Raw genomic sequence first — 23,275 nt, forward strand, 5'->3', positions numbered from 1 at the left:
GGAGCACCCGCATCGCTACAGATCGCAGCCACCGCATAAACGGTGAGATAACGGCCCCAGAACTGCGCCTCATCGGCGTCGACAACCAGCAGCTTGGCATTGTGCGATTTGCGGACGCGATGCGCATGGCGGAAGAAGCGGACGTCGATCTCGTGGAAATCTCTCCAACTGCTGTGCCTCCCGTGGCCAAGCTGATGGACTACGGGAAGTTCAAGTATCAGGAACAGAAGCGCGCTCACGAGGCGAAGCTCAAGCAGAAGGTCATCGAAGTCAAGGAAATCAAGTTTCGTCCGCAGACGGACGATCACGATTTCGACGTGAAAATGCGAAGCGTTCTGCGCTTTCTGGAAGACGGCGACAAGTGCAAGATCACATTGCGCTTCCGCGGCCGCGAGATGGCTCACCAAGAATTCGGTATGCGGTTGCTTGAAAGAGTACGGGATGGTGCGCTGGAACTCGGCCAAGTTGAAGCGATGCCCAAGTTGGAAGGTCGCCAGATGATCATGGTGTTGGCGCCCAAGAAGAAAAAGTAGTCAGGCAGAACCGCAGGTGTCTGTCTGATCTTTGAGCCCCGCGCCGGGCTCTGAGCAGCGCGATCTGCAGGCACACAAGAAGCGTCCGGAGGTTGTTGAAGTGTCGGTCGGACCGACCACCTCGCGGCGCACTACGAAAAGGTAGTTGACATGCCAAAGATGAAGACCAAGAAGAGCGCTGCGAAGCGCTTGAAGGTGCGCCCGGGCGGTACCGTGAAGCGGGGTCAGGCGTTCAAGCGCCACATCCTCACCAAGAAGACGACCAAGAACAAGCGCCAGCTGCGCGGCACGCTGAACGTGGATGCGACCAACATGGGTCACGTGCACGCCATGCTGCCGTACGCATGAGCCTTGGCTTGAACCGAATCTGACTGGAAAGGACTGAGAGATGCCTCGCGTAAAACGTGGTGTAACCGCACGCGCCCGCCACAAGAGAGTTATTGCCGCAGCCAAGGGCTACCGCGGTCGTCGTGGCAATGTATTCCGCATCGCCAAGCAAGCGGTGATGCGTGCTGGCCAGTATGCCTACCGTGACCGCCGCAACAAGAAGCGCGTGTTTCGCGCGCTGTGGATCACACGTATCAATGCTGCGGCGCGTTCGCACGGCATGGCATACAACGTGTTCATGAACGGATTGAAGAAGGCCAATATCGGTCTGGATCGCAAGGTGCTGGCCGACATGGCTGTGAACGACAAGCCGGCGTTTGCGGCCGTTGTCGACAAGGTGAGAGCCTCGCTCGCAGCGTAAGCCGTTCGAAATCTGCTCGATGTGAAGCGGGGCTTCCCGAAAGGAGCTCCGCTTTTCTTTTGGGCGGCAGGCTGCCGCCCCGTATCTCGGATTTGTGATCGATGACGCAATCTCTTGATGAAATTGTCAGCCAAGCGAAAGACGCTTTCGCCTTGGCCAGTTCGGCACCTGATCTGGAAGATGCCAAGGCGCGCTTTCTTGGCAAGCAAGGGCTGATCACCGAACGCATGAAGGCGCTCGCCGCACTTGATGTCGACGCCAAGAAGGAGCAGGGTGCGCGCATCAACGTTGCCAAGCAGGCGATCGAGGCTGCGTTGGCCACGCGCCGCTCTGAATTGGACGAAGCGGACCTCAATGCCCGGCTCGCCGCGCAGCGACTGGACGTGAGCTTGCCGGGCCGCACGCGCCATCAGGGAGGTCTGCATCCGGTCACGCAGACCTGGATGCGCATTGAAGAGATCTTTGCATCGATCGGATTTGATGTGGCCGACGGTCCCGAGATCGAAACGGATTGGTATAGCTTCACCGCGCTCAATAACCCTGAGAACCATCCGGCGCGTTCCATGCAAGACACTTTCTACGTCGACGCGCGAGACAGCGAAGGTCGCTTGCTCTGCTTGCGTCCTCACACCAGCCCCATGCAGGTCCGCTACGCACAAGCTCACAGGGGGCCGGTGCGCGTGATCTGCCCCGGCAAGACCTATCGGGTGGACAGCGATGCCACGCACTCGCCGATGTTCCACCAGTTCGAGGGCCTTTGGATGGATGAAGGCATCTCTCTGGCCGACCTTAAGAGTGTGTTCTCGCAGTTTCTGGTTCAGTACTTCGAGACCGACCGCCTCAACGTGAGATTCCGTCCCAGCTATTTTCCGTTCACGGAGCCGTCGGCCGAGGTGGACGTGATGTTCGAGGAAGGTGCTTTGGCCGGTCGGTGGCTGGAGGTTGCGGGCTCGGGTCAAGTTCACCCGCAAGTCGTGCGCAACTTCGGCCTGGATCCCGAAAAGACGATCGGCTTTGCTTTCGGATCCGGCATCGAACGGCTCGCGATGCTTCGCCACGGCGTGAGTGACCTGCGTCTGTTCTACGAGAACGACCTGCGCTTCTTGCGCCAGTTCGCTCGCTGAACTCCGAAACAGAAGACATAGAGAAGAATCAGCATGAGAGTTCCAGAGTCCTGGCTTCGCAGCATGGTTGATCCGGCGATCAGCACCGACGCGCTTGCCCATCAGCTGACGATGTCGGGTGCCGAAGTTGAAGAGATTTCGCCGGTTGCACCAGCGTTCAGTGGTGTTCGTGTCGCCCGGGTACTCGAAGTGAGTAAGCATCCCAACGCGGACAAGCTGTCGGTGTGCAAAGTTGATTTGGGCGGCGAGGCGCCGCTGCAGATTGTTTGCGGTGCGCCGAATGTCCGCTCCGGAATGCTCGCCCCGTGCGCCGTGGTCGGTGCAGTCTTGCCAGGCGACTTTTCGATCAAGCAAGCAAAGATGCGTGGCGTGGACAGCGAAGGGATGCTTTGCTCCGCCAAGGAGCTTGGTCTGTCCGAAGACGGTGGCGGATTGCTTGACCTACCCAGCGACCTGAACGTGGGGGATGACTTGAGATCTGCCTTGTCACTCGATGAGAAGGTGCTCACGCTCAAGCTCACGCCGAACAAGGCGGATTGCCTGTCGATCGCAGGTATCGCGCGCGAGGTTGCTGCGATCAACAAGCTTAGGATCAACTGGCCGGAGATCAGGGTGGTGGCGCCGGCCATCTCTGATGTACTACAAGTGCGCGTTGACGCACCAGACCTCTGTGGTCGCTTCTCTGGTCGAATCGTTCGTGACGTGAACCCGAACGCAGCTACTCCGATGTGGATGCGCCGGAGGCTCGAGCGAGCTGGTCAGCGCAGCGTGTCTGCATTGGTTGATATCTCAAACTACGTGATGCTGGAGTTGGGGCGCCCATCCCATATCTTCGATCTTGATCGTATTCACGGCGGCTTGACGGTGAGGTGGGCGCGCAAGGGCGAGACCTTGAAGCTTCTCAACGGCAATACTGTCGCGCTCGACGAAGCCGTTGGCGTCATCGCGGACGAAAGTGCCGTCGAGTCCCTGGCGGGCATCATGGGCGGGGACTCGACAGCCGTTGGTGATTCCACGCGGAACATCTACATCGAAGCGGCTTTCTGGTGGCCAGATGCGATCCGCGGACGGGCACGTCGCTTTGGATTTTCGACGGATGCAGGGCATCGCTTCGAGCGCGGCGTGGACGCATCCACGACCGTCGAACACATTGAATACATCACCTCGCTGGTTCTCCAGATTTGTGGCGGGCAGGCTGGCCCAGTGACGGACGTCGTACTCGGCCTCCCCCACCGGCCGGCGGTTCGCATGCGTGTGGCCCGATGTCAGCAAGTGATTGGTGCCAGCATTGACGCTTCAGAGATGGGTGACATCTTCCGCAGGCTGGGTTTGGATGCAACGCGAGAACAGGACAGCTTCGTCGTCACGCCCCCGCCGTATCGATTTGATCTTGAGATCGAGGAGGACTTGATCGAGGAGGTCGCTCGCATCTGGGGTTATGACAATCTGCCCGCTCGTGCGCCACTGGCCCGAGCAACGATGCGCAGCCACTCGCAGACGCGCCGCACGCCGCACACAATTCGCGCAGCGCTTTCGCGGCTGGGCTACGTCGAAGCAGTGAATTACTCCTTCGTGGACGCAGGCTGGGAGCGCGACTTTGGCACTGCGGGTGAGCCGATAAAGGTCCTGAACCCGATCGCATCGGATATGGCGGTGATGCGGACATCGCTGATCGGTGGGCTGGTCGCGAACTTCACTCACAACGCACGGCACCGCGAGAGCGACGTGCGGATGTTTGAAGTCGGCAAGGTGTTCATACGCGATGCCGCTGCGTCCGACGGTCCGCTGAGCGTGCAGGGGATCCGTCAGCCCATGCACTTCGCCGCCATCGCCAGCGGTCTGGCGCAGCCGGAGCAGTGGGGCAGCAAGCCCTCAAGAGCAGTCGACTTCTTTGATGTCAAGGGCGACCTGGAGGCTTTGGTTCCTCGAATCACGCTGGGTTTTGAGGCAGCCGAGCATCCAGCGTTGCATCCCGGCCGTTGCGCACGGGTTCTTCACGAAGGTCGCACTGTGGGTTTCATCGGCGAATTGCATCCGCGCTGGGTTCAGCAATACGACCTGCCCAGCGCGCCGATCCTCATGGAGTGCGAACTTGAACCCTGGCTTGTCGCGCAAGTGCCGGTGTTCGAAGACTTTCCGCGTACGCCTGCCGTAACGCGGGATCTTGCGATTGTGGTGACAGAAGCGACGCCGATGGCGCGGATCGGCGCCGTCCTTGAGCAGGTTGCACGGAGCCCTGAGATTTCGGGCGTTGTGCGGCGCTGGCAACTCTTTGACGTATACAGCGGCAAAGGATTGCAAGATGGGCAAAAGAGCCTTGCACTGCGTCTGTGGTTGCAAGATACTGGCTCGACGCTCGACGAGCAAAAAATTGAACAAATTCAACAAGTTGTGTTGCGAGCGCTTGGTTCTGTTGGAGCCGAACTGCGCCGCTGACCCAGCATTCTGATTGCCGTATCTCGATATGTGGGAAGAACTTCGCGAGGAGGTCCCCGAGGGTGGATTGACCCTCACGAAAGCTGAGTTGGCGGAGATGCTTTTCGAGCGCGTCGGCCTCAACAAGCGTGAAGCAAAGGACATGGTGGAGATGTTCTTCGGGCAGATCCGTGAATCGCTGGCGGTGGGCAAGGGGGTGAAGTTGTCGGGCTTCGGCAACTTCAACCTGCGTGACAAGCCGCAGCGCCCAGGTCGCAACCCGAAGACCGGCGAGGCCATTCCCATCACGGCCAGACGCGTGGTCACCTTTCACGCCAGCCAGAAACTTAAGTTGATGGTGGACGGAGATTTCGAAGCCGCCCGTCATTTCGATGACCTGCTGGATCACTGAGCCGCGAGTCTGCGGCCCCTTCGATGTCCCGCATTACTGCATCTTCCGTACTTCCGCCTATTCCGGCCAAGCGCTACTTCACGATCGGTGAGGTCAGCGAACTGACGCAGGTCAAGCCACACGTTCTGCGCTACTGGGAGCAGGAATTCACGCAGCTTCGTCCCTTGAAGCGTCGTGGTAACCGCCGCTATTACCAGCACCACGAGGTGCTGCTGGTGCGCCGCATTCGTGAGCTGCTGTACGAGCACGGCTTTACCATATCCGGGGCGCGAAATCGCCTCGAGTCCGAGCCCACGCCAGCGTCCGCTCAGTTCTCTGAGCCGGTACCCGAACTGGCGCGTGTACCTGTGCCTAATTCGGCACGGCAAAACCCGCGCATTGCTGCTTCTCCCCGCTCTGAAGGCCGGATCACGCGCGCATCCGAGGTGCGCCGAGAGCTCGAGGAGATACTTCGCGTGCTCGATTCAGAGCAGGGCTGACTCGCGCAGCGAGGGGCAGTTCGCTCGTCGTGTTAAACTATGAAGTGTTCGGGGTGTAGCGCAGCCTGGTAGCGCACTTGCATGGGGTGCAAGGGGTCGCGAGTTCGAATCCCGCCACCCCGACCAATGATTCGATCGTCCTCCCATCTGGGGATGGCACGAGTGGCAACTCAGAAGCCCGCCCGGTGATCCGCGGCGGGCTTTCTTGTTTCTGGATTGAGCATGCGAATTCTGCTGGCGAACGACGACGGCTTCAGTGCGCCCGGCATTGTGCGGTTGGGCGAAGCTCTCTCGCGTCAGCACGAGGTCTGGATCGCAGCGCCGGACAGCAACCGGAGTGGGGTGTCCAATGCGCTGACGCTTGACCGCCCTCTCTACGCGACGGAGGTGGCGCCCAAGCGCTGGCAGCTCAATGGCACGCCAGCTGATTGCGTCCACATCGCGCTGAACTGCCTAGTGCCGATGCAACCCGACTTAGTCGTTTCCGGCATCAACAATGGCGAGAACATGGGTGATGACACCCTGTATTCAGGCACCGTGGCTGCGGCGATGGAGGCTTACCTCATGGGCCTGCCGGCGATCGCGTTCTCGCTCGCCGCGCGTGGCTGGCCGCATCTTGACGCTGCGGCGGACTCTGCAGCCGCGTTCGTCGATAGCTGGTTTACCGGTGAACGCCGACACGAGCTGCTGAATGTCAACTTCCCCGCACTGCCGGCAAGCCAGCATCGCGGATTGAAGGTCGTTCGGTTGGGGCGCCGACACGCCGCTGAACCCGTCCTGCCCGTCCAGGACCCGCAAGGTCGGCCGATGTACTGGATTGGTCCGCCGGGCAAGGTTCGTGAAGCCGACGAGGGCACAGACTTTGCTGCGGTTGCTGCTGGCTATACCTCGGTGACTCCCTTGCACGTGGACCTGACCCGAACCGACGCCTTGGACGAATTGCGATCGCGCCTGACGACCAGATCGGGCCGCGAATGAGCCATTCGGGGCGTTCGCGCGGCGTCGTGCGGCCGCAGGGATTTGCGAGCTCGATCGTCGAGCCGACGCGCCGCTCCGACGGTCTGGGCATGGTGTCTGACCGTCAACGTCAGCGAATGTGCGAGCGCCTGCGCTTGCGGGGCATCCGCGCCGAAGCGGTACTCGCGGCAATGGAGCGCGTGGAACGCCACCGTTTCGTCGACCCGGCGCTGGCCTCGCGGGCGTATGACGACGATGCGTTGCCGATCGGCCATCGCCAGACCATCTCGCACCCCTGGTCCGTAGCGCGCATGATGGAGCTCGCGCTGACGCTCGGGGCCGGTCAGCGGCACTGGCTCGAGGTCGGGTCTGGTTGCGGCTACCAGGCGGCAGTCATGGCCCAGCTTTGCGAGCGGGTGACGAGCATCGAGCGCATTGCTGCCCTGTCCGAGCAGGCGGGACGCAATCTCGCCGCCGCCGGCGTTCAAAACGTGCGCCTCGTATATGGCGATGGCATGCTTGGTGCACGAACGGCGGGTGTGTTCGATGCGATCGTGCTGGCAGCCGCCGGCATGGATGTTCCGCCAGCGCTTGTCGATCAACTCGCGCCTGGCGGCGTACTCGCGATGCCGGTGCAGCGTGCCGCCGGGCAGGTACTGGTCGTGGTGCGAAAAAATTCCGAAGGTCGTGTCAGTCACTCGGACGCCGGGCCTGCCAACTATGTGCCTCTGCTCGGCGGCGTGACATGAAGCAACCCAAGTTTGCTACGCTCAAACGTTCGCGGGCTGCAGAACTGAAGCAGAGCTGCCACCCGCAGAACTTCAACAACACAACCAGACAATGATGGCAGCAGCAGAGACGGAAGCGCGTTTTGGAATGACGGGTCGGGCATGTGTCGTGCTCGCACTCCTCGCATTGACGGCTTGCGCTAGCAAGACGCCCGCTCCGATCGTTGATCGCTCGTCCGGGTCTGGCGCCAAACCGGCTCAGGCCGCACCGCTGCCTGCTCCCGCGGCGACTGCAGCTGCCGCACCTACGCCGGTGGCCGTCAACCGAGTACCGGCGGATCCTCGCTCGCCCACCTATGTCGTGCAGCGTGGTGACACCCTGTTCAAGATTGCACTCGAAATGGGGCAGGCCTGGCGTGATATAGCTGCCTGGAACAATCTGGACGATCCCAACCGCATTGAGGTTGGACAGACTTTGCGCGTATTGCCGCCTGAAGGGGGTTCCGTCGCCCAGACTTCCCCTGTGCGTATGGGCACCGTGGAACCGCGTGCAGCGACCTCGCCGACCGCGCCCAGTGCGCCCGCACCTGCTGCGGTACCCGCGACCAATGGCTCCGGCGTTGCCTCAACGCCTGCGGCCGCCGTCGCGGCTGCTAGCCCGGCGCCTGCCGCGACCTCAAGCGCGCGCCCGGCCGCCCCGGAGCCTGCGCCTGCCGCTGGCGGGGAGGATGAAGTCGCATTTGCCTGGCCCGCCAAGGGGGTCGTGGTCGAGGCGTTCAACGACGTCAAGAACAAGGGTGTGGACATCGCCGGCAAGGCGGGTGATCCGGTGTTTGCCGCCGCAGACGGCCAGGTTGTTTATGCGGGCAGCGGTCTGCGCGGTTACGGCAACTTGATCATCGTGAAGCACAACGCCACGTACCTTACCGCGTATGCACACAATCAGGCGCTCGTGGTGAAGGAAGGCCAGCGCGTCAAGAAGGGCCAGAAGATCGCAGAGATGGGGTCGTCGGACGCTGATCGGGTCAAGCTGCACTTCGAGATCCGCCGGCAGGGCCGCCCGGTGGATCCTGCCAAGTTGCTACCGGACAAGCCATGAACGAGACGGGCGGCAGCATGAACACTCAATCTGCGGTCGATGACCCGGATGCCGCCCTGTTGCAGGCCCTGACCATCGAAGCCGAATTCGATGGCGCGCTCGATGCGCAAGAGTTCGATGAAGCCGACGACGAACTTGACCCCGATGCACTGGTCGCCGAGGCTTCTGCAGACGAGGGCGAAACCAGCCCGTCAGTGCCCGCCCCGCGCGCCGATCGGCGTCGGCTGCTCAAGGCCGAGGAGGTCGCCGGTGGCGCCACGATCGACAAGTACCTCAACGACATCGGCGCCAAGCCGCTTTTGACGGCAGAAGAAGAAGGCCGTTATGCCCGCGCGCTGCGGGCTGGCGACTTCAGCGCGCGCCAGAAGCTGATCGAGCACAACCTGCGTTTGGTCGTGTCGATCGCCAAGCGCTACCAGGACCGCGGTGTCGCGCTGCTCGATCTGATCGAAGAAGGCAACCTCGGCCTCATCCACGCCATCGAGAAGTTCGATCCGGATCGTGGCTTTCGCTTTTCCACCTACGCCACCTGGTGGATCCGGCAGGCCGTGGAGCGCGCGATCATGATGCAGTCGCGCACGGTGCGCTTGCCAATTCACGTCCTGCGGGACCTGACTCAGGTGCTCCGCGCAAAGGGAAAACTCGAGCGCGCGCAGGGCAGCGGAGCAGACCCCGCGGCGCAAGTCAGTGACGCGAGCATTGCAGAGCAGCTTGGGTCATCGCCCAAGGAAGTCGCTGCGCTGCTGCAACTCGGCGCCGACGCCATCTCCCTGGATACGCCCTTGGCGGACGACCCGACGTCTACGATGCAGGACGTCATGCAGTCCGAAGGGGCAACGCCGGATGAGGTGATGGATACCTCGGAGCGTGAGCGTCTGATCGATGAGTGGCTGCATCGGCTCAACGTGCGCCAGCGCCGCGTGATTGAACGGCGCTTCGGCCTGCATGGGCTGGAGCCGGCCACGCTTGAAGACATCGCCGACGAGATGGAACTGACCCGTGAGCGCGTGCGGCAGATCCAGCAGGAGGCCCTCATGCGCCTGAAACGTGTGCTGGCGGCCAGCGGCGTGACGCGCGACAACCTGCTCTAGGCACCGCGTCCCGGCGCCATCGCTGGGATAATGCCGGGTTTCCGTCCGGGAGCCCTGCGGTGACCCCCACGCTCGTCTTTGATCTCGAAACCATCCCCGATGCCGAGGGCCTGCGCGCCATCCGCAGCGATCTCGACCAGCTGGGCGACACGGCGCTCGTGGATGCCGTGCTGGCTGAGCGTCAGGCCGCCAAGGGCACGACCTTCCTGCCGCATCACTTGCACAAGATCATCGCAATCGGCTGCGTGTTCCGCAGCGACAAGGGCATCCAGGTGCGCTGCCTGGGCGATGAGCGCACCGACGAGGCACGCCTGATTGCGGACTTCTTCAAGCTCATCGATCACTACACGCCGCAGCTCGTGAGCTGGAACGGCGGCGGCTTCGATCTGCCCTGCCTGCACTACCGCGCCATGAAGCACCTTGTGCCCAGTACCCGCTACTGGGAGAACGGCGACGAGGATCGCGACTTCAAGTGGAACAACTATCTCAGCCGCTATCACATGCGGCACCTGGACCTGATGGACTATCTCGGCATGTTCACGGGCCGTGCCAATGCACCGCTGGATGAACTGGCCAAGCTCTGCGGCCTGCCCGGCAAGCTCGGTGTGGACGGCTCACAGGTGCTGCCCATGTGGCGCGAGGGGCGCCTGGCCGAGATCCGTGCCTACTGCGAAACCGACGTGATGAACACCTATCTGCTCTACGCGCGTCATCAGGTGCTGCGCGGTGCCATGAGCCGCGAGGCTTATGAGGCCGAAGAGCAGCTTGTGCACGACACACTGATCGATCTGCCCGGCGAGCACTGGGCGCAGTATCTGGATGCGTGGAGCCCTACCGCATGAGGCGCAATCGCAATCCGAATCTGCAGCCGCGCTTTGATGAACTGACGATCGAGTCGATCGATCTCGAAGCGCAGGGCGTGGCGCACCGCGCGCCCGAACCGCACCCGGAAACGGGCGTGCTGCCAGAGAAGGGCAAGGTGGTGTTTGTGCGCGGGGCTCTGCCTGGCGAACGCGTGCGTGCAGAAGTCGTACGTGAGAAGCCCAGTTTTGCCGTGGCCGAACTGACCGAGGTGCTGCACGAGAGCCCGCTGCGCGTCACGCCGCGCTGCAAGCACTTCGGCACCTGCGGCGGCTGCTCCATGCAGCATGTGGAGCCGCTGGCGCAGGTGGCCATCAAGCAGCGCGCGCTTGAAGACTGCCTGTGGCATGTAGGCAAGCTGAAGCCCGCGCAGGTGCTGCCGCCCATTGCCGGCCCGGCCTGGGGCTACCGCTACCGGGCGCGGCTGTCGGTGCGCTATGTGGAGAAGAAGGGCGGGGTGCTAGTCGGTTTTCACGAGCGGGCCTCCAGCTATGTCGCAGACATGACCGAATGCCACATCCTGCCGCCGCACGTGGCTGCGTTGCTGGTGCCACTGCGCGAGCTGATCGCCGGTCTGTCGATCCGGGACCGCATGCCGCAGATCGAACTGGCGGTGGGGCAGAGCGACACGATCATGGTCCTGCGCGTGCTGGAAGCGCCGACCGCGGCCGACCACGCGCGCCTGGCAGCCTTCGAGGACGCGCATGGCGTGCTCTTCTGGCTGCAGCCCAAGGGGCCGGATTCCATCCATCCGCGCGACCCTGCCAGGGCTGGCGACCTGCATTACCTGCTGCCGGAGTTCGGCATCCGTATGCCTTTCAAGGCCACGGACTTCACCCAGGTGAACCACCAGATCAACCGCGTGCTGGTGGACCGCGCCACCCGATTGCTGGACGTGCAGCGCAATGACCGCGTGCTGGACCTTTTCTGCGGCCTGGGCAACTTCACCTTGCCGCTGGCCACGCTGGCGGCGCAGGTGCACGGCATTGAAGGCAGCCAGACGCTGGTGGATCGCGCGCTGGCCAACGCCCAGGCAAACGGCATTGCGGCCAAGACGAGCTTTGCAGCACGCAACCTGTTCGAGGTGACGACTGAGGAAGTGCAAACCTGGGGCAAATTCGACCGCTGGCTGGTGGACCCGCCGCGCGAGGGTGCGCTGGCGCTGGCCCGCGCCGCCGCCGCCCTCAGCCCCGTTGAGCGGCCGCAGCGCATCGTTTACGTGAGCTGCAATCCGGCTACGCTGGCACGGGATGCCGCCGTGCTGGTGCACGAAGGTGGCTGGCGCCTGAAGTCCGCGGGCGTGATCAATATGTTCCCGCACACGAGCCATGTCGAAAGCATGGCGGTTTTCGAGCCTTAGCCGGCCGAAAAGAGCTGAATTTTGCTGAGCTTGCAGCCTTTCCACTGGACTGTCGGTCACCTCGGGCTCGTTATCACTGCACGCCTTTCGGCCGAAAATGGCCTTTTCCCTTGGACACACTGCCGTCGGTCATCCCCTCTTCGAGGGAGTCTTCGCCTTCAGGCGGAGGTCTTGGATTGATAGCATCGCCCGCGCGCAAGGTGCGGGTAACCACTGACACTGATAACGATTGAGCCCGCTGCCACTGCGTTGATTCGAATTCACACAGCGCAAAGGGAGTGCAGTGATCAAGACCATTCAAAGGCTGGCGCTTGTAGGCGTCATGGGGCTTCTCGTCGCATGCGGCGGTGGAGGCGGGGGTGGAACGACGGCACCGGCGCCGGTAGCGAACAAGCCACCGCAAGTTGTGTGGCTGGCTAGCGGCGATGTACGGATGTCGACCGGCGGGCAGATGGTGAGTGCGACACTCGGTGGCCTGGTGCGACTTGATGCGGGCAGCAGCACCGACCCGGATGGCGACACGATCACTTATCAGTGGTCGGTCGAAGCACGGCCTGCGGGTAGTATCGCCGCGCTTTCGGCCAGCACCGGGGCAGTGATCGATTTTCGCCCGGATGCGATGGGCGACTACACCATTCAGGTACGTGCCACCGACAGCAAGGGTGGTGCAAGCACGGCCTCGGTGACCGTGCGCGTGGATAACCGCTCGCCCAACAGCGCGCTGCTGATCACGCCTTCGTTCACGCCAAGCACGACAAACGCGCCGCCCCAGTCCATCACTCTGGGTGCGAGCATCGTGCTTGATGGTTCGGTGGCTCGTGACCCCGATGGGGATGCAGTCTCCATCCAGTGGGCGCTCACGCAGCGTCCGGCGGGCAGCGCTGCGAGTCTGGTCGACGTCGCGGCTCAGAGCAGGCGTCTGGTACCCGACGTACTGGGCACCTACCGTGTGCAGGTCACCATGCAGGACGCGCGTGGTGCAAGCTCGATCACTGTCTACACCTTCGAAGTCAACAACCGGCCCCCAGCCGCAGTGGTGGGCGCCACCATCAGCCCGGTCGTGGCTGATGGCGGCCGCAGCAGCATCGTGACCTCGACGGGCTACGACGTCTTGTTGAACAGCGCCAACAGCACCGATCCCGACAGCGCGCAGACGCTCACGCGGAGTTGGACGCTCACCAGCCGGCCGGCGGGCAGCACTGCGGCCCTGTCGGCCAGCTCAGGGCAGGCCGTCTCGTTCTCGCCGGATGTGCTTGGCACCTATGTCGTGACCTTGACCGTGACGGACCCGCTGGGCGCCAGTTCGACCCATGTCGTGACGGTTACGGCCAACAACCGCCGGCCCGTCGCGGCCCTGACCTCGAACGCCACGCCGCAGGCCCTAGCCGCCGCACCCGGCGTACGCCTGCCTCTAGGCACGGAGCTCACCCTGCGGGCGACAACCAGCCGGGACGCCGATGGTGACGCATTGACCTACGCCTGGACCGTCGATATCCGCCCGGCCAACAGCTCTGCGACGCTGAGCTCCAGCACCGATCCAGTGGTTCGCTTCACCGCGGACCGCGAGGGCACCTACGTGTTCCGCCTGCGTGCCACGGATCCTCAGAACGCATTTTCCGAGACCACGCTGACGCTGACCGTCGGGGGCGGCGCGCCGGTCGCGGTCATCGATCGCGCCAACATCAGCGAGCTCGTCGGTACCGCAGTGAGCGCCTCGGCGGCTTTGAGCTTCGATCCGGAGGGCGCAGCCCTGACCTATGCCTGGACGCTCGACGCCCGGCCGTCAGGTTCTTCGGCGGCGATCGGCGCTGTGCAGACTGCGCAGGTCAGCTTTACGCCGGATCTGCCCGGCACCTACGTGCTGGCGGTCACGGTCAGTGACGGTCAGTACTCGGCTGTCGGTTACCTCACGGTGCGCGCGCTGGCACAGATCGCCAGCAGCGTGAGCTTGAACTTCAAGCCGGAGCACGCGCAGTACAACCGCGCCAGCGACCGCTTCCTGGCGACCAGCACCAACCCGAGCACGTTGCGGGTGGTCGACGCGTTCACCGGGAACCAGCGCGCGGTGCTGCTTCCCGATTCGGCCCGTCGCCTCGGCGTCAGCCCCAACGGACGCTACGCCGCCGTGCTTCATAACGGCGTCGTCAGCTTCATCGATGTCGACCGCGCGGTGCTGCTGCGCAGCTTTAGCACCAGTGGCGAGCAGACCGAGGTGTTCGTGACCAACGACGCCAAGGTGATCGTCATGGGGCAGGCCGGCGGTCAGTGGGTTGACTCGCCATGGAACGTCTTTGATGGCCTCACTGGCGTGCGCGTACCTACCACATCCACAGGCTACGGCAATGGCCGGTTCTACGGCACGCAATATGGCGTATACGCAGACCGCTTCAGCCGCACCATCACGATGTCCATGGGTATCTCACCCTCGGATCTGGACCTGCTTGAGTTCAACCCCACGACCTTCAACCCGGTGCGTGCAACCGATTCACCCTACCACGGGGACTACAGCATGGATGTGCCCATCGGGCTGACCGACAGTCAGGATCTGGTCATGACCTCTGTCGGCACCTACTTCCGTACCTCGGACCTCCGATACGCGGGTCGACTGTCCAACGTCTTTGCCCTGCGGAGCTTCTCGCACAACGGCGCGCAGGAGGAAGCGCTTGTGGTGGCCATCACTGGCAGCAGTCTAGGAGCGGAATACCTACGCTTCACCGGCCCGCTGATGCTGCCCGGCGGCAGCTTGCCGATGCCGCTGATCGGCGGCAATCAGAGCTACGCGCTCAGTGCCTGGCTCAGTGCGGCTGGCCGCCACGTGCTGCTTGGACAGGTCGGCTCCGATCAAGAGAGCGCGGCCGGTGTGACCTATCACCTAGTGGTGCGCTAGAACGGCCGAAATAGAGTTATCGCCTCTTGGTTAAGGTCGGCTTTCCGCTTGTTGGAAGCCGATCTTCGCGAGATACACTGATTCAGGAAGCGCAGCCGAATATGAATGAAAAAGGGTCGCTTGCGCGACCCTCTTTCTTGCAGCCCGGCGCTTGCAGCGCCCGCAGCCTTACTCCTGATTGCCGATACCGAACAGCGCCAGCAGGCTGGAGAACACGTTGTAGATGTCCAGGTACAGGGCCATCGTCGCCGTGATGTAGTTGGTCTCGCCACCCATCACGATCCGGTTGATGTTCCACAGCATGAGCAGGGAGCTGATGCCCAGAATCATCACGGTCAGCGCCAGCATCAGGGCCGGCAGCTGGAACACGATGCCGATGATCGCGCCCACCATCACCACCAGCGCGCCCACCATCAGGAACTTGCCCATGCCGGACAGATCCTTCTTGATGATCGTGCCCAGCGTGGCCATCACAGCGAAGATCACCGCCGTGCCACCGAGAGCGCTCATGATCAGACTCGCGCCGTTGTTCATGCCCAGCACGATGCCCACCAGGCGCGAGAGCATCACGCCCATGAAGAAGGTGAAGGCGAGCAGCAGGACGACACCCATGCCGCTGTTCTTGTTCTTCTCGATGGCAAACATGAAGCCGAACGCGCCTGCCATGAAAACGATCAGCGACAGGATTGGGCTCTTGAGCATCGTCTTGTCCAGCCCCATCGCCATGGCCAGCCAGGCGCCGGCGATCGTCGGGACCAGCGAGACGGCGAGCAGCGCGTAGGTGTTGCGAAGCACCTTGTTGCGTTGCTCGGCAGACAGGGTCGTTTGACCGTAGCTGCCAATGGTTTGAACTTCAGCCATGGACTTCCACTCCTCAATGAGATCTGGGCCCGGTTGCGGCGCCGAACGGCGCTTCCTTTAACCCGAGCATGTGAGTGGGGATTGTGGCGCAAAGTTTCAAGCCAAACCCCGGACGCACATGGGGTTTTGGGCGGGGTTTTCCCTATGAAATCAGCTACTTGCGTGTGCACGGCGCGCGAACTGGAGAGCGCTTCCGCAGCCCGGCGGGAGCCGACTCAAGCGGCGCAGCTCAGCGTGCTGTGTGCAGTGCGAGGAGCTCGTCACCCGTGGCGACGCAGATCAGCCGGCCGCGGCGCGCGGCCTGACGCACGCGCCTGTCCTTGGAGACCAGCGGGCAGGCGAGGGTGAAGGCCAAGTCCAGGAAGGGCTGGTCATCGGCGTCCAGGCAGCGGACGGGGCAAGGGTGGATCTCGCCGGCGTGCATTGTTGCCAGTTCAAGCGCTTCGTTCATGCGCGCGTGGACCCAGGCTGATGTGTCACTGCCGCGTGGCGCCCGTGCTTGCACCGCGGGGTACTCCAGCACGCGGCGCAGTTCCTCGAGCAGATGCGGTGTCACGATCCAGCGCAGCGCCCCGGCCTGCAGCGCGCGCAGCAGGGCCAGCGCGGCGGGGTCGCGGAAGACGAATAGATCCAGCACGGCATTGGTGTCGAGCACCACCTTTGCTGCATGAGCCAGGGCGGGGGCCGCCGGCTGACCAGGCACTGGATCGGACGCTGCAGCTGCGCCGCTAAGGCAGGCAGCGCTTGGCGCAGCGGCGCCCGACATCAGCGCTGCGGCGGACGCACTTGCACGGCGACCCAGTCGCGCGTGCTTGCAGGCAACATCGGCGCATCACCTGAACCTACCGCCTCGCTGATGAAGGTCTCGGGTGCAAGACCCACCTCGGTGACGAGCCGCTCGCGCAGCAGCGCCGCGCGCTTCTCGTCCAGCCCTTCAAGCGAGGGCGTCTGCAGCACGATCTTCGCGTCCGGATGCGAGCGCACATAGGCGATCACCGCTGACAGCCCCGACAGGGACACCGGCAGCGGCTCGGCCGCGCCGGCGCTGTAGCGCACCATGACGGTGGGCGGCGGCGCGCCAGGGGCCATCGGCAGCGGTGGGGGCGGCTCCATCATCTGCGCTGCCACTGATTGCGCTGCCGGGGGAATGGGGGCGGGCACGCCGACGATGCGTGCCCAGTGGTAGCACAGCACCGCAAAGACGAGCCCGGCGAGGATGAGCACCACCCCGTTGCGGCGCGACTCGCGCGCCAAGTCGGTGTCGGTGATCGGTGTCTCGCTCATGCTTTGTGTCCTTGCGATGCCGGCTGGCTGCCGATCAGGCGGCCAGCAGTTGACGCAGCACGAAGGGCAGGATGCCGCCGTGCTTGTAGTAGTCCACCTCGATCGGGGTATCGATCCGGGACTTCACAGCCACGTTCAGCTGGCTGCCATCGGCGCGCGTCACCACGAGCGTCATGTCGGACTGCGGCTTGGACACGTCCCCGATCACGTCAAACGTGTCGGTGGCGTTCAGGCCCAGGCTTTCTGCGCTTTCTCCGGCCTTGAACTGCAGGGGCAGGACGCCCATGCCGACCAGGTTGCTGCGGTGGATGCGCTCGAAGCTGCGCGCCACCACGACCTTTACGCCCAGCAGTTGCGTGCCCTTGGCGGCCCAGTCGCGGCTTGAGCCGGTGCCGTACTCCTCACCACCGATGACGATGGTGGGCGTGCCGCGCTTGATGTACTCCATCGCAGCCTCGTACACCGTGGTCTGCTGGCCGTCGAGGAGGGTGAAGCCACCTTCGACGCGCGTGCCGTCCGCCTTGGGCGGCAGCATCAGGTTCTTCACGCGCACGTTGGCGAAGGTGCCGCGGATCATGATGTCATGGTTGCCGCGGCGGCTGCCGTAGCTGTTGAAGTCGACCTTCTGCACGCCCTTGCCATTGAGCCACTTGCCGGCCGGCGTGGTCTCCTTAAAGGACCCTGCGGGCGAAATGTGGTCGGTCGTGACGGAGTCACCAAGGATCAGCAGCGGCTTGGCGCCGGTGATGGCGGCCACTGCCGAGGGCTGCATCGCGAACTCGTCAAAGAAGGGCGGGCGGGCGATGTAGGTGGACTCAGGCCAGGTGTAGACCTGACCGCTCGGTGCCGGTACGTTGTTCCACAGATCGTGGTCCTTGGTGAAGTCGGCGTACAGGCGCTTGAAGACCTGCGGATCCTGTGCAAAGGGCATGACCGCGTTGATCTCCTCGCTGCTGGGCCACACGTCCTTGAGGAATACGGGCTTGCCGTCACTGCCGGTGCCCAGCGGCTCGGTGGTCAGGTCCAGATTGGCCTTGCCGGCGATGGCGAATGCCACCACCAGCGGCGGGCTGGCCAGGAAGTTGGCCTTGAGGTTCGGGTGGATGCGCGCTTCGAAGTTGCGGTTGCCTGACAGCACGGCCGCGCAAACTAGATCGTTCTTGGTGATGGTCTCGTTGATCTCCGGGGCCAGGTCACCGGCATTGCCGATGCAGGTCGTGCAGCCGAAGGCCGCCACGTTGAAGCCCAGCTTGTCCAGGTAGGGCTGCAGGCCGCTCTTGGCGAGGTAGTCCTCCACCACGCGCGAGCCCGGGCCCAGGCTGGTCTTGATGTGCGGAGCAACCTTCAGGCCCTTTTCGACGGCCTTCTTAGCCAGCACGCCCGCGGCCAGCATCACGCCGGGGTTGGAGGTGTTGGTGCAGGAGGTGATGGCGGCGATCAGCACGTCGCCGTTGCCGATGGTCGTGTCGCCGTTGCCGGTGGCAAACCGCGTGTTGAGCTTGTCAGCTGGCTGGCCGAAGCCGTTCTCGGCCACGGGGGCAGAGAAGAGGCTGTTGAAGGTGCTCTTCATCGAGGGCAGCTCGATGCGGTCCTGCGGGCGCTTGGGGCCAGCCAGCGAGGGCACGATGGTGGCCAGGTCGAGGGTCAGCGAAGAGCTGTACATGCAGTCGCCGGCCTTGGGCATGCCGAACAGACCCTGGGCCTTGAAGTAGGCCTCGAACTGTGCGCACTGTTCGTCGGTGCGACCGGTCTTCTTCATGTAGTCGACGGTCTTGTCGTCCACCGGGAAGAAGCCCATCGTGGCGCCGTACTCCGGAGCCATGTTGGCGATCGTGGCGCGGTCCACCACGGACAGCGACGCGGCACCTTCGCCGAAGAACTCGACGAACTTGCCCACCACCTTATGCTTGCGCAGCATCTGGGTCACGGTCAGCACCAGGTCAGTGGCGGTTACGCCCTCATTGAGCTTGCCCTTGAGTTCCACACCGACGACATCCGGGGTGAGGAAATACACGGGCTGGCCGAGCATGCCGGCTTCGGCTTCGATGCCGCCCACGCCCCAGCCGACCACGCCCACGCCGTTGATCATCGTGGTGTGGCTGTCAGTACCGACGAGGGTGTCGGGGTAGTAGGTGTCACCCTTGGACTGCAGGCCCTTGAAGAGATACTCCAGGTTCACCTGGTGCACGATGCCGATGCCCGGGGGCACGACGCCGAAAGTATCGAAGGCCTGCATGCCCCACTTCATGAATTGGTAGCGCTCGGTGTTGCGCTGGAACTCCAGTTCCATGTTTTTGCGCAGTGCATCGGGCGTGCCGAAGTGGTCGATCATGACCGAGTGGTCCACCACGAGATCCACCGGCACCAGCGGCTCGATGGTCTTGGGGTTCTTGCCCATCTTGTCGGCCACGTTGCGCATGGCAGCGAGATCGGCCAGCAGGGGTACGCCGGTGAAGTCCTGCAGCACGACACGGGCCACCACGAAGGGGATCTCGTCGACGCGCTCGGCGGTCGGCTGCCAGTTGGCCAGCTGCTTGATGTGTTCCTCGGCCACCTTCTTGCCGTCGCAGTTGCGCAGCACGGCTTCCAGCACGATGCGGATGGATACAGGCAGCTTGCTGACGTTAGGGAAGCTCTTGGCCAGCTCGGGCAGGCTGTAGTAGGTGCCCGTCTTGCCGCCCGCGGTGAAGCTCTGGCGGGTGTTGAACAGGTTATGACTCATCGAAAACTCCGTACTCGGTTCTCAGTGCTCGAATAAATGCGCAGCCCGAAGGCTGCGCGAACGACTTACTTCTTTTCTGCGGGAGCAGCTGGCGCAGCTGCGGGGGTTGCCGGGGCGGCAGCGGGTGCAGAAGCAGGCGCGGCCTCAGCCGGCTTGGCTGCATCCGTGGCCGCAGGCGCAGCGGGTGCCGCAGCCGGGGTGGCTGCGGGCACAGCAGCAGGCTTTGCTTCACCCTTCTTGTCGTCCTTGTGCTCTGCGGCGTGCTCGGAGGTCGGCAGTTCGACCTTGTCGCCGCTCTTGACGAGGATGAACAGGAACAGGCCGACAACGGCCACTGCAACAGCAATCCACTTCCACATGATGTTTCTCCCTCAGAAACAGGTTGATAGAGGCCGACGTCCTCAGATGACGTACAGGTCCATGTACTCGTTCACCGACATGGCTTCGAGCTTCTTCTGGTCCAGCGAAACGGCAAGAATCGCGTCCTGCTGCTTGGTGGGGAAGCGGCGCGCGAGGTTGGTCTTGAACTTCTCGACCAGGACCGGAATGCCTTCCTTGCGGCGACGCTTGTGGCCGATCGGGTATTCGCAGACGATCTCCTTGAGCTTCTTGCCGTCGTTGAACTCGACGGTGAGGGCGTTGGCGATCGAGCGCTTCTCGGGATCGTGGTAGTCCTTGGTGAACTGCTTGTCCTCGACACAGACGATCTTGTCGCGCAGCTTGTCGATGCGCGGATCCTTCGCGATCTTGTCCTCGTAGTCCTCGGCGGTCAGACGGCCGTAGATGATGGGCACAGCCACCATGTACTGGATGCAGTGGTCGCGGTCGGCCGGGTTGTTCAGCGGCCCCTTCTTGTCGATGATCCGGATGCAGGCCTCGTGCGTGCGGATCGTGATCTTCTTGATGTCTTCCACGGACTTGCCTGCCTTCTTGAGCTGGGCGTGGATGTCCATGGCGCACTCCACGGCGGTCTGGCTGTGGAACTCGGCCGGGAAGCTGATCTTGAACAGCACGTTCTCCATCACGTAGCTGCCGTAGGGGCGCTGGAACTTGAACTCATTGCCCTTAAAGAGCACGTCGTAGAAGCCCCAGGTCTTGGCGGTCAGCACGCTGGGGTAGCCCATCTCGCCAGTCTTGGCGATCAGCGCCAGGCGGACGGCGCGGCTGGTGGCGTCGCCCGCAGCCCAGCTCTTGCGGCTGCCGGTGTTGGGGGCGTGGCGATAGGTGCGCATGGCCTGGCCGTCAACAAAGGCCAGCGAGACCGCATTGATCAGCTCCTCGCGGTTCAGGCCGATCATCTGGCCGACTACGGCAGTCGAAGCCAGCTTCACCAGGATCACGTGGTCGATGCCCACGCGGTTGAAGCTGTTCTCCAGCGCCATGCAGCCCTGGATCTCGTGCGCCTTGACCATGGCGACGAGCACGTCCTTCATGGTCAGCGGCTTCTTGCCGGCGGCGATGTTGGTGCGGGACAGCCAGTCGGCGGTGGCCAGAATGCCGCCCAGGTTGTCCGAAGGATGGCCCCACTCCGCAGCCAGCCAGGTGTCGTTGAAGTCCAGCCAGCGGATCATGGCGCCGATGTTGAAGGCGGCCTGCACGGGGTCGAGCTGGAACTGCGTGCCCGGCACCTTGGCGCCGTTGGGGACGACCGTGCCCGGCACGATCGGGCCCATCAGCTTGGTGCAGGCGGGGTAGGAGAGGGCCTCGAGGCCGCAACCCAGGGTGTCGATCAGGCAGTTGCGCGCAGTCTCCATCGCCAGCTTGCTGGTGACCTTGTACTTGAGCACATAGTCGACGATGTCGACGAGCACACGGTCAGGTTTGGGGCGTACGTTGGAGATGTGGGCGGACATGGGTTCTCTTCTCGGTTCTTCAGGGGGCAATACGTGAACAGCCTGCAGCCCGCCCCTGGGTCGGGCTGCAGGCGTCAAATCAGCGCGCGGCGCTCGTGCGCTTGCACTCGTTGGCCAGCTGGCGGCCGGCCTTGCTGTCCATCAGCATGCTCTTGGCAGGGATCTGGATCCACACCAAGCCACTGGTCTTGTCTTCAAAGCGCACGGCACCCGTGCTGGTGGCCACCTGCTGGAGCTGGTAGCGGCGGTTGTTCCAGGCCAGGTCGATGGTGTCATCGTTGACCTGTGCCACGACCACCTTGCGCTTGAGCTCGCAGTCGAACTCGCCCACGATCGGGCGGCCGCTCCATGCGATGGCCTCGTTCACGGCGCGGGCACCGGCGGCTTCCTGGCGGATGTCAGTAGCAACGTTGCCGCCCGGCGCTGCAGGTTGACCGCCGGCAGGCGCAGGCGCTGCAGCCGGTGCTGGCGCCGCTGCAGGTGCGGGCTGGGCAGCTGGCGCGGGTGCCGGCTTGGCAGGTTGGGTCTGTGCGCAGGCTGGCAGCACGACAGCGGCGAGGACGAGGGCGGCGATCTGGGTCTTCATGGATGAACTCCTCAATGAGCGTGAATGACGAACGCACACACCAGCCCGGCGGCATGCCGCGCGGTCAGCTCGAACTGCAGCTTCTGGCCCCTGATCACTTGCGCTTCTCGATGGGTACGAACTTGAGGTCTTCCGGCCCGATGTAGTTGGCACTCGGGCGGATGATCTTGTTGTCGATGCGCTGTTCGATGATGTGTGCGCTCCAACCGCTGGTTCGCGCGATGACAAACAGAGGCGTGAACATGGCGGTGGGCACGCCCATCATGTGATAGGACACCGCACTGAACCAATCCAAATTTGGAAACATTTTCTTTTCACGCCACATCACCGATTCGAGCCGTTCGGCGATGTCGAACATTTTCATGTTGGATTGATCCTTCGACAACCGTTTGGCCACTTCCTTGATGACCTTGTTGCGCGGGTCGGAGACCGTGTAGACCGGGTGGCCGAAGCCGATGACGACTTCCTTGTTGGCCACACGGGCAACAATGTCTTTCTCGGCATCGTCCGGGCTGTCGTAGCGCTTCTGGATCTCGAAGGCGACTTCGTTGGCACCGCCGTGCTTGGGCCCGCGCAGCGCGCCGATGGCGCCGGTGATGGCGCTGTACATGTCGCTGCCGGTGCCGGCGATCACGCGGGCGGTGAAGGTGCTGGCGTTGAACTCGTGCTCGGCATACAGCACCAGCGAGGTGTGCATGGCATCGACCCACAGCTTGCTGGGTGCCTTGCCATGCAGCAGGTGCAGGAAATGGCCGCCGATGGAGTCGTCATCGGTTTCGACGTCGATGCGCTTGCCGTTGACGGCATAGTGGTACCAGTACAGCAGCATGGAACCCAGGCAGGCCATGAGCTTGTCTGCAATGTCGCGCGCGCCGGGGTGGTTGTGGTCGTCCTTCTCGGGCAGGTTGCAGCCCAGTGCGGACACGCCGGTGCGCATCACGTCCATCGGATGGCTGGAGGCGGGCAGCCATTCCAGCGCAGCCTTCACGTTGGCGGGCAGGCCGCGCAGGCTCTTGAGCTTGGCCTTGTAGGCCGTCAGTTCGGCCTGCGTGGGCAGCTTGCCGTGCACCAGCAGGTGGGCGATCTCCTCGAACTCGCACTTCTCGGCCACATCGAGGATGTCGTAGCCGCGGTAGTGCAGGTCATTGCCGGTACGGCCGACCGTGCACAGCGCCGTGTTGCCGGCCGTGACGCCGGACAGGGCGACGGACTTCTTGGGCTTGGGGCCAGTTGGCGCTGCGGCGGTCTGTTCGGCTTGGGTCATCTTGGGGCTCC

General features: G+C 63.4%; 22 protein-coding genes and 1 tRNA gene. 15 read left to right on the top strand and 8 right to left on the bottom strand.

Going from position 1 to position 23,275, the window contains the following annotated elements:
- The first annotated feature begins 11 nt into the window (after nucleotides 1-11).
- The 15 genes from infC (at nucleotide 12) to ACMDW7_RS07235 (ending at nucleotide 14,694) form a co-directional block, all read left to right on the top strand.
- A complete protein-coding gene (gene infC, locus ACMDW7_RS07165) occupies nucleotides 12-533 on the top strand; it encodes a translation initiation factor IF-3 (RefSeq protein ID WP_082374491.1) in 522 nt (173 codons plus the stop codon).
- A 150-nt stretch (nucleotides 534-683) separates the two neighbouring features.
- Nucleotides 684-881, top strand: coding sequence for a 50S ribosomal protein L35 (gene rpmI, locus ACMDW7_RS07170; protein WP_054124072.1), 198 nt, complete (start codon nucleotides 684-686; stop codon nucleotides 879-881).
- 40 nt (nucleotides 882-921) lie between these two features.
- Nucleotides 922-1,281, top strand: a complete 360-nt coding sequence (rplT, locus tag ACMDW7_RS07175; protein ID WP_377301987.1) for a 50S ribosomal protein L20 — start codon at nucleotides 922-924, stop codon at nucleotides 1,279-1,281.
- Between the two features lie 101 nt (nucleotides 1,282-1,382).
- Nucleotides 1,383-2,405 carry a phenylalanine--tRNA ligase subunit alpha gene (pheS, locus tag ACMDW7_RS07180; protein WP_377301985.1) on the top strand — a complete coding sequence of 341 codons (1,023 nt, stop codon included), beginning with the start codon at nucleotides 1,383-1,385 and terminating at the stop codon, nucleotides 2,403-2,405.
- Between the two features lie 33 nt (nucleotides 2,406-2,438).
- Complete coding sequence (gene pheT, locus ACMDW7_RS07185) at nucleotides 2,439-4,841, top strand: phenylalanine--tRNA ligase subunit beta (protein ID WP_377301983.1); 2,403 nt, start codon at nucleotides 2,439-2,441, stop codon at nucleotides 4,839-4,841.
- A 28-nt stretch (nucleotides 4,842-4,869) separates the two neighbouring features.
- Nucleotides 4,870-5,232, top strand: a complete 363-nt coding sequence (locus ACMDW7_RS07190; RefSeq protein ID WP_054124076.1) for an integration host factor subunit alpha — start codon at nucleotides 4,870-4,872, stop codon at nucleotides 5,230-5,232.
- Nucleotides 5,233-5,255: 23 nt separating this feature from the next.
- Nucleotides 5,256-5,711 carry a MerR family transcriptional regulator gene (locus ACMDW7_RS07195; RefSeq protein ID WP_377301981.1) on the top strand — a complete coding sequence of 152 codons (456 nt, stop codon included), beginning with the start codon at nucleotides 5,256-5,258 and terminating at the stop codon, nucleotides 5,709-5,711.
- A gap of 49 nt (nucleotides 5,712-5,760) precedes the next feature.
- Nucleotides 5,761-5,837, top strand: a tRNA-Pro gene (locus tag ACMDW7_RS07200).
- Between the two features lie 96 nt (nucleotides 5,838-5,933).
- Nucleotides 5,934-6,689 carry a 5'/3'-nucleotidase SurE gene (gene surE, locus ACMDW7_RS07205; protein WP_377301979.1) on the top strand — a complete coding sequence of 252 codons (756 nt, stop codon included), beginning with the start codon at nucleotides 5,934-5,936 and terminating at the stop codon, nucleotides 6,687-6,689.
- On the top strand, nucleotides 6,686-7,417 hold the full coding sequence (locus tag ACMDW7_RS07210) for a protein-L-isoaspartate(D-aspartate) O-methyltransferase (RefSeq protein WP_377301977.1): 732 nt from the start codon (nucleotides 6,686-6,688) through the stop codon (nucleotides 7,415-7,417). The genes surE and ACMDW7_RS07210 overlap by 4 nt, the downstream gene beginning before the upstream one ends.
- A 94-nt stretch (nucleotides 7,418-7,511) precedes the next feature.
- Nucleotides 7,512-8,495 carry a peptidoglycan DD-metalloendopeptidase family protein gene (locus tag ACMDW7_RS07215; protein WP_377302571.1) on the top strand — a complete coding sequence of 328 codons (984 nt, stop codon included), beginning with the start codon at nucleotides 7,512-7,514 and terminating at the stop codon, nucleotides 8,493-8,495.
- Nucleotides 8,492-9,586, top strand: a complete 1,095-nt coding sequence (rpoS, locus tag ACMDW7_RS07220) for an RNA polymerase sigma factor RpoS (protein WP_377301975.1) — start codon at nucleotides 8,492-8,494, stop codon at nucleotides 9,584-9,586. The genes ACMDW7_RS07215 and rpoS overlap by 4 nt, the downstream gene beginning before the upstream one ends.
- 59 nt (nucleotides 9,587-9,645) lie before the next feature.
- Nucleotides 9,646-10,428 carry a 3'-5' exonuclease gene (locus ACMDW7_RS07225; RefSeq protein WP_377301973.1) on the top strand — a complete coding sequence of 261 codons (783 nt, stop codon included), beginning with the start codon at nucleotides 9,646-9,648 and terminating at the stop codon, nucleotides 10,426-10,428.
- Nucleotides 10,425-11,807, top strand: a complete 1,383-nt coding sequence (rlmD, locus tag ACMDW7_RS07230) for a 23S rRNA (uracil(1939)-C(5))-methyltransferase RlmD (protein WP_377301971.1) — start codon at nucleotides 10,425-10,427, stop codon at nucleotides 11,805-11,807. The genes ACMDW7_RS07225 and rlmD overlap by 4 nt, the downstream gene beginning before the upstream one ends.
- Nucleotides 11,808-12,090: 283 nt before the next feature.
- Nucleotides 12,091-14,694, top strand: a complete 2,604-nt coding sequence (locus ACMDW7_RS07235; RefSeq protein WP_414859633.1) for a PKD domain-containing protein — start codon at nucleotides 12,091-12,093, stop codon at nucleotides 14,692-14,694.
- Between the two features lie 168 nt (nucleotides 14,695-14,862).
- On the opposite strand, the gene ACMDW7_RS07240 is transcribed toward ACMDW7_RS07235, so the two are convergent.
- From ACMDW7_RS07240 to prpC, 8 genes are all read right to left on the bottom strand, one after another.
- A complete protein-coding gene (locus tag ACMDW7_RS07240) occupies nucleotides 14,863-15,555 on the bottom strand; it encodes a Bax inhibitor-1/YccA family protein (RefSeq protein ID WP_377301967.1) in 693 nt (230 codons plus the stop codon).
- 229 nt (nucleotides 15,556-15,784) lie between these two features.
- Nucleotides 15,785-16,210 carry a putative toxin-antitoxin system toxin component, PIN family gene (locus tag ACMDW7_RS07245; protein WP_377301965.1) on the bottom strand — a complete coding sequence of 142 codons (426 nt, stop codon included), beginning with the start codon at nucleotides 16,208-16,210 and terminating at the stop codon, nucleotides 15,785-15,787.
- A gap of 110 nt (nucleotides 16,211-16,320) precedes the next feature.
- Complete coding sequence (locus tag ACMDW7_RS07250) at nucleotides 16,321-16,839, bottom strand: hypothetical protein (RefSeq protein WP_377301963.1); 519 nt, start codon at nucleotides 16,837-16,839, stop codon at nucleotides 16,321-16,323.
- Between the two features lie 34 nt (nucleotides 16,840-16,873).
- Entirely contained in the window at nucleotides 16,874-19,561 is a 2,688-nt protein-coding gene (gene acnA / locus ACMDW7_RS07255; RefSeq protein ID WP_377301961.1) for an aconitate hydratase AcnA, read from the bottom strand.
- Nucleotides 19,562-19,626: 65 nt separating this feature from the next.
- Complete coding sequence (locus ACMDW7_RS07260) at nucleotides 19,627-19,920, bottom strand: hypothetical protein (protein ID WP_377301959.1); 294 nt, start codon at nucleotides 19,918-19,920, stop codon at nucleotides 19,627-19,629.
- Between the two features lie 42 nt (nucleotides 19,921-19,962).
- Nucleotides 19,963-21,414 carry a bifunctional 2-methylcitrate dehydratase/aconitate hydratase gene (locus ACMDW7_RS07265; RefSeq protein WP_377301957.1) on the bottom strand — a complete coding sequence of 484 codons (1,452 nt, stop codon included), beginning with the start codon at nucleotides 21,412-21,414 and terminating at the stop codon, nucleotides 19,963-19,965.
- 79 nt (nucleotides 21,415-21,493) lie between these two features.
- Complete coding sequence (locus tag ACMDW7_RS07270; protein WP_377301955.1) at nucleotides 21,494-22,000, bottom strand: hypothetical protein; 507 nt, start codon at nucleotides 21,998-22,000, stop codon at nucleotides 21,494-21,496.
- Nucleotides 22,001-22,094: 94 nt separating this feature from the next.
- Nucleotides 22,095-23,264 carry a 2-methylcitrate synthase gene (gene prpC, locus ACMDW7_RS07275; protein WP_377301953.1) on the bottom strand — a complete coding sequence of 390 codons (1,170 nt, stop codon included), beginning with the start codon at nucleotides 23,262-23,264 and terminating at the stop codon, nucleotides 22,095-22,097.
- Nucleotides 23,265-23,275: the final 11 nt, after the last annotated feature.

Origin of the sequence: Piscinibacterium candidicorallinum, from assembly GCF_047549485.1 — a bacterium.
Taxonomy (GTDB): domain Bacteria; phylum Pseudomonadota; class Gammaproteobacteria; order Burkholderiales; family Burkholderiaceae_C; genus Piscinibacterium; species Piscinibacterium candidicorallinum.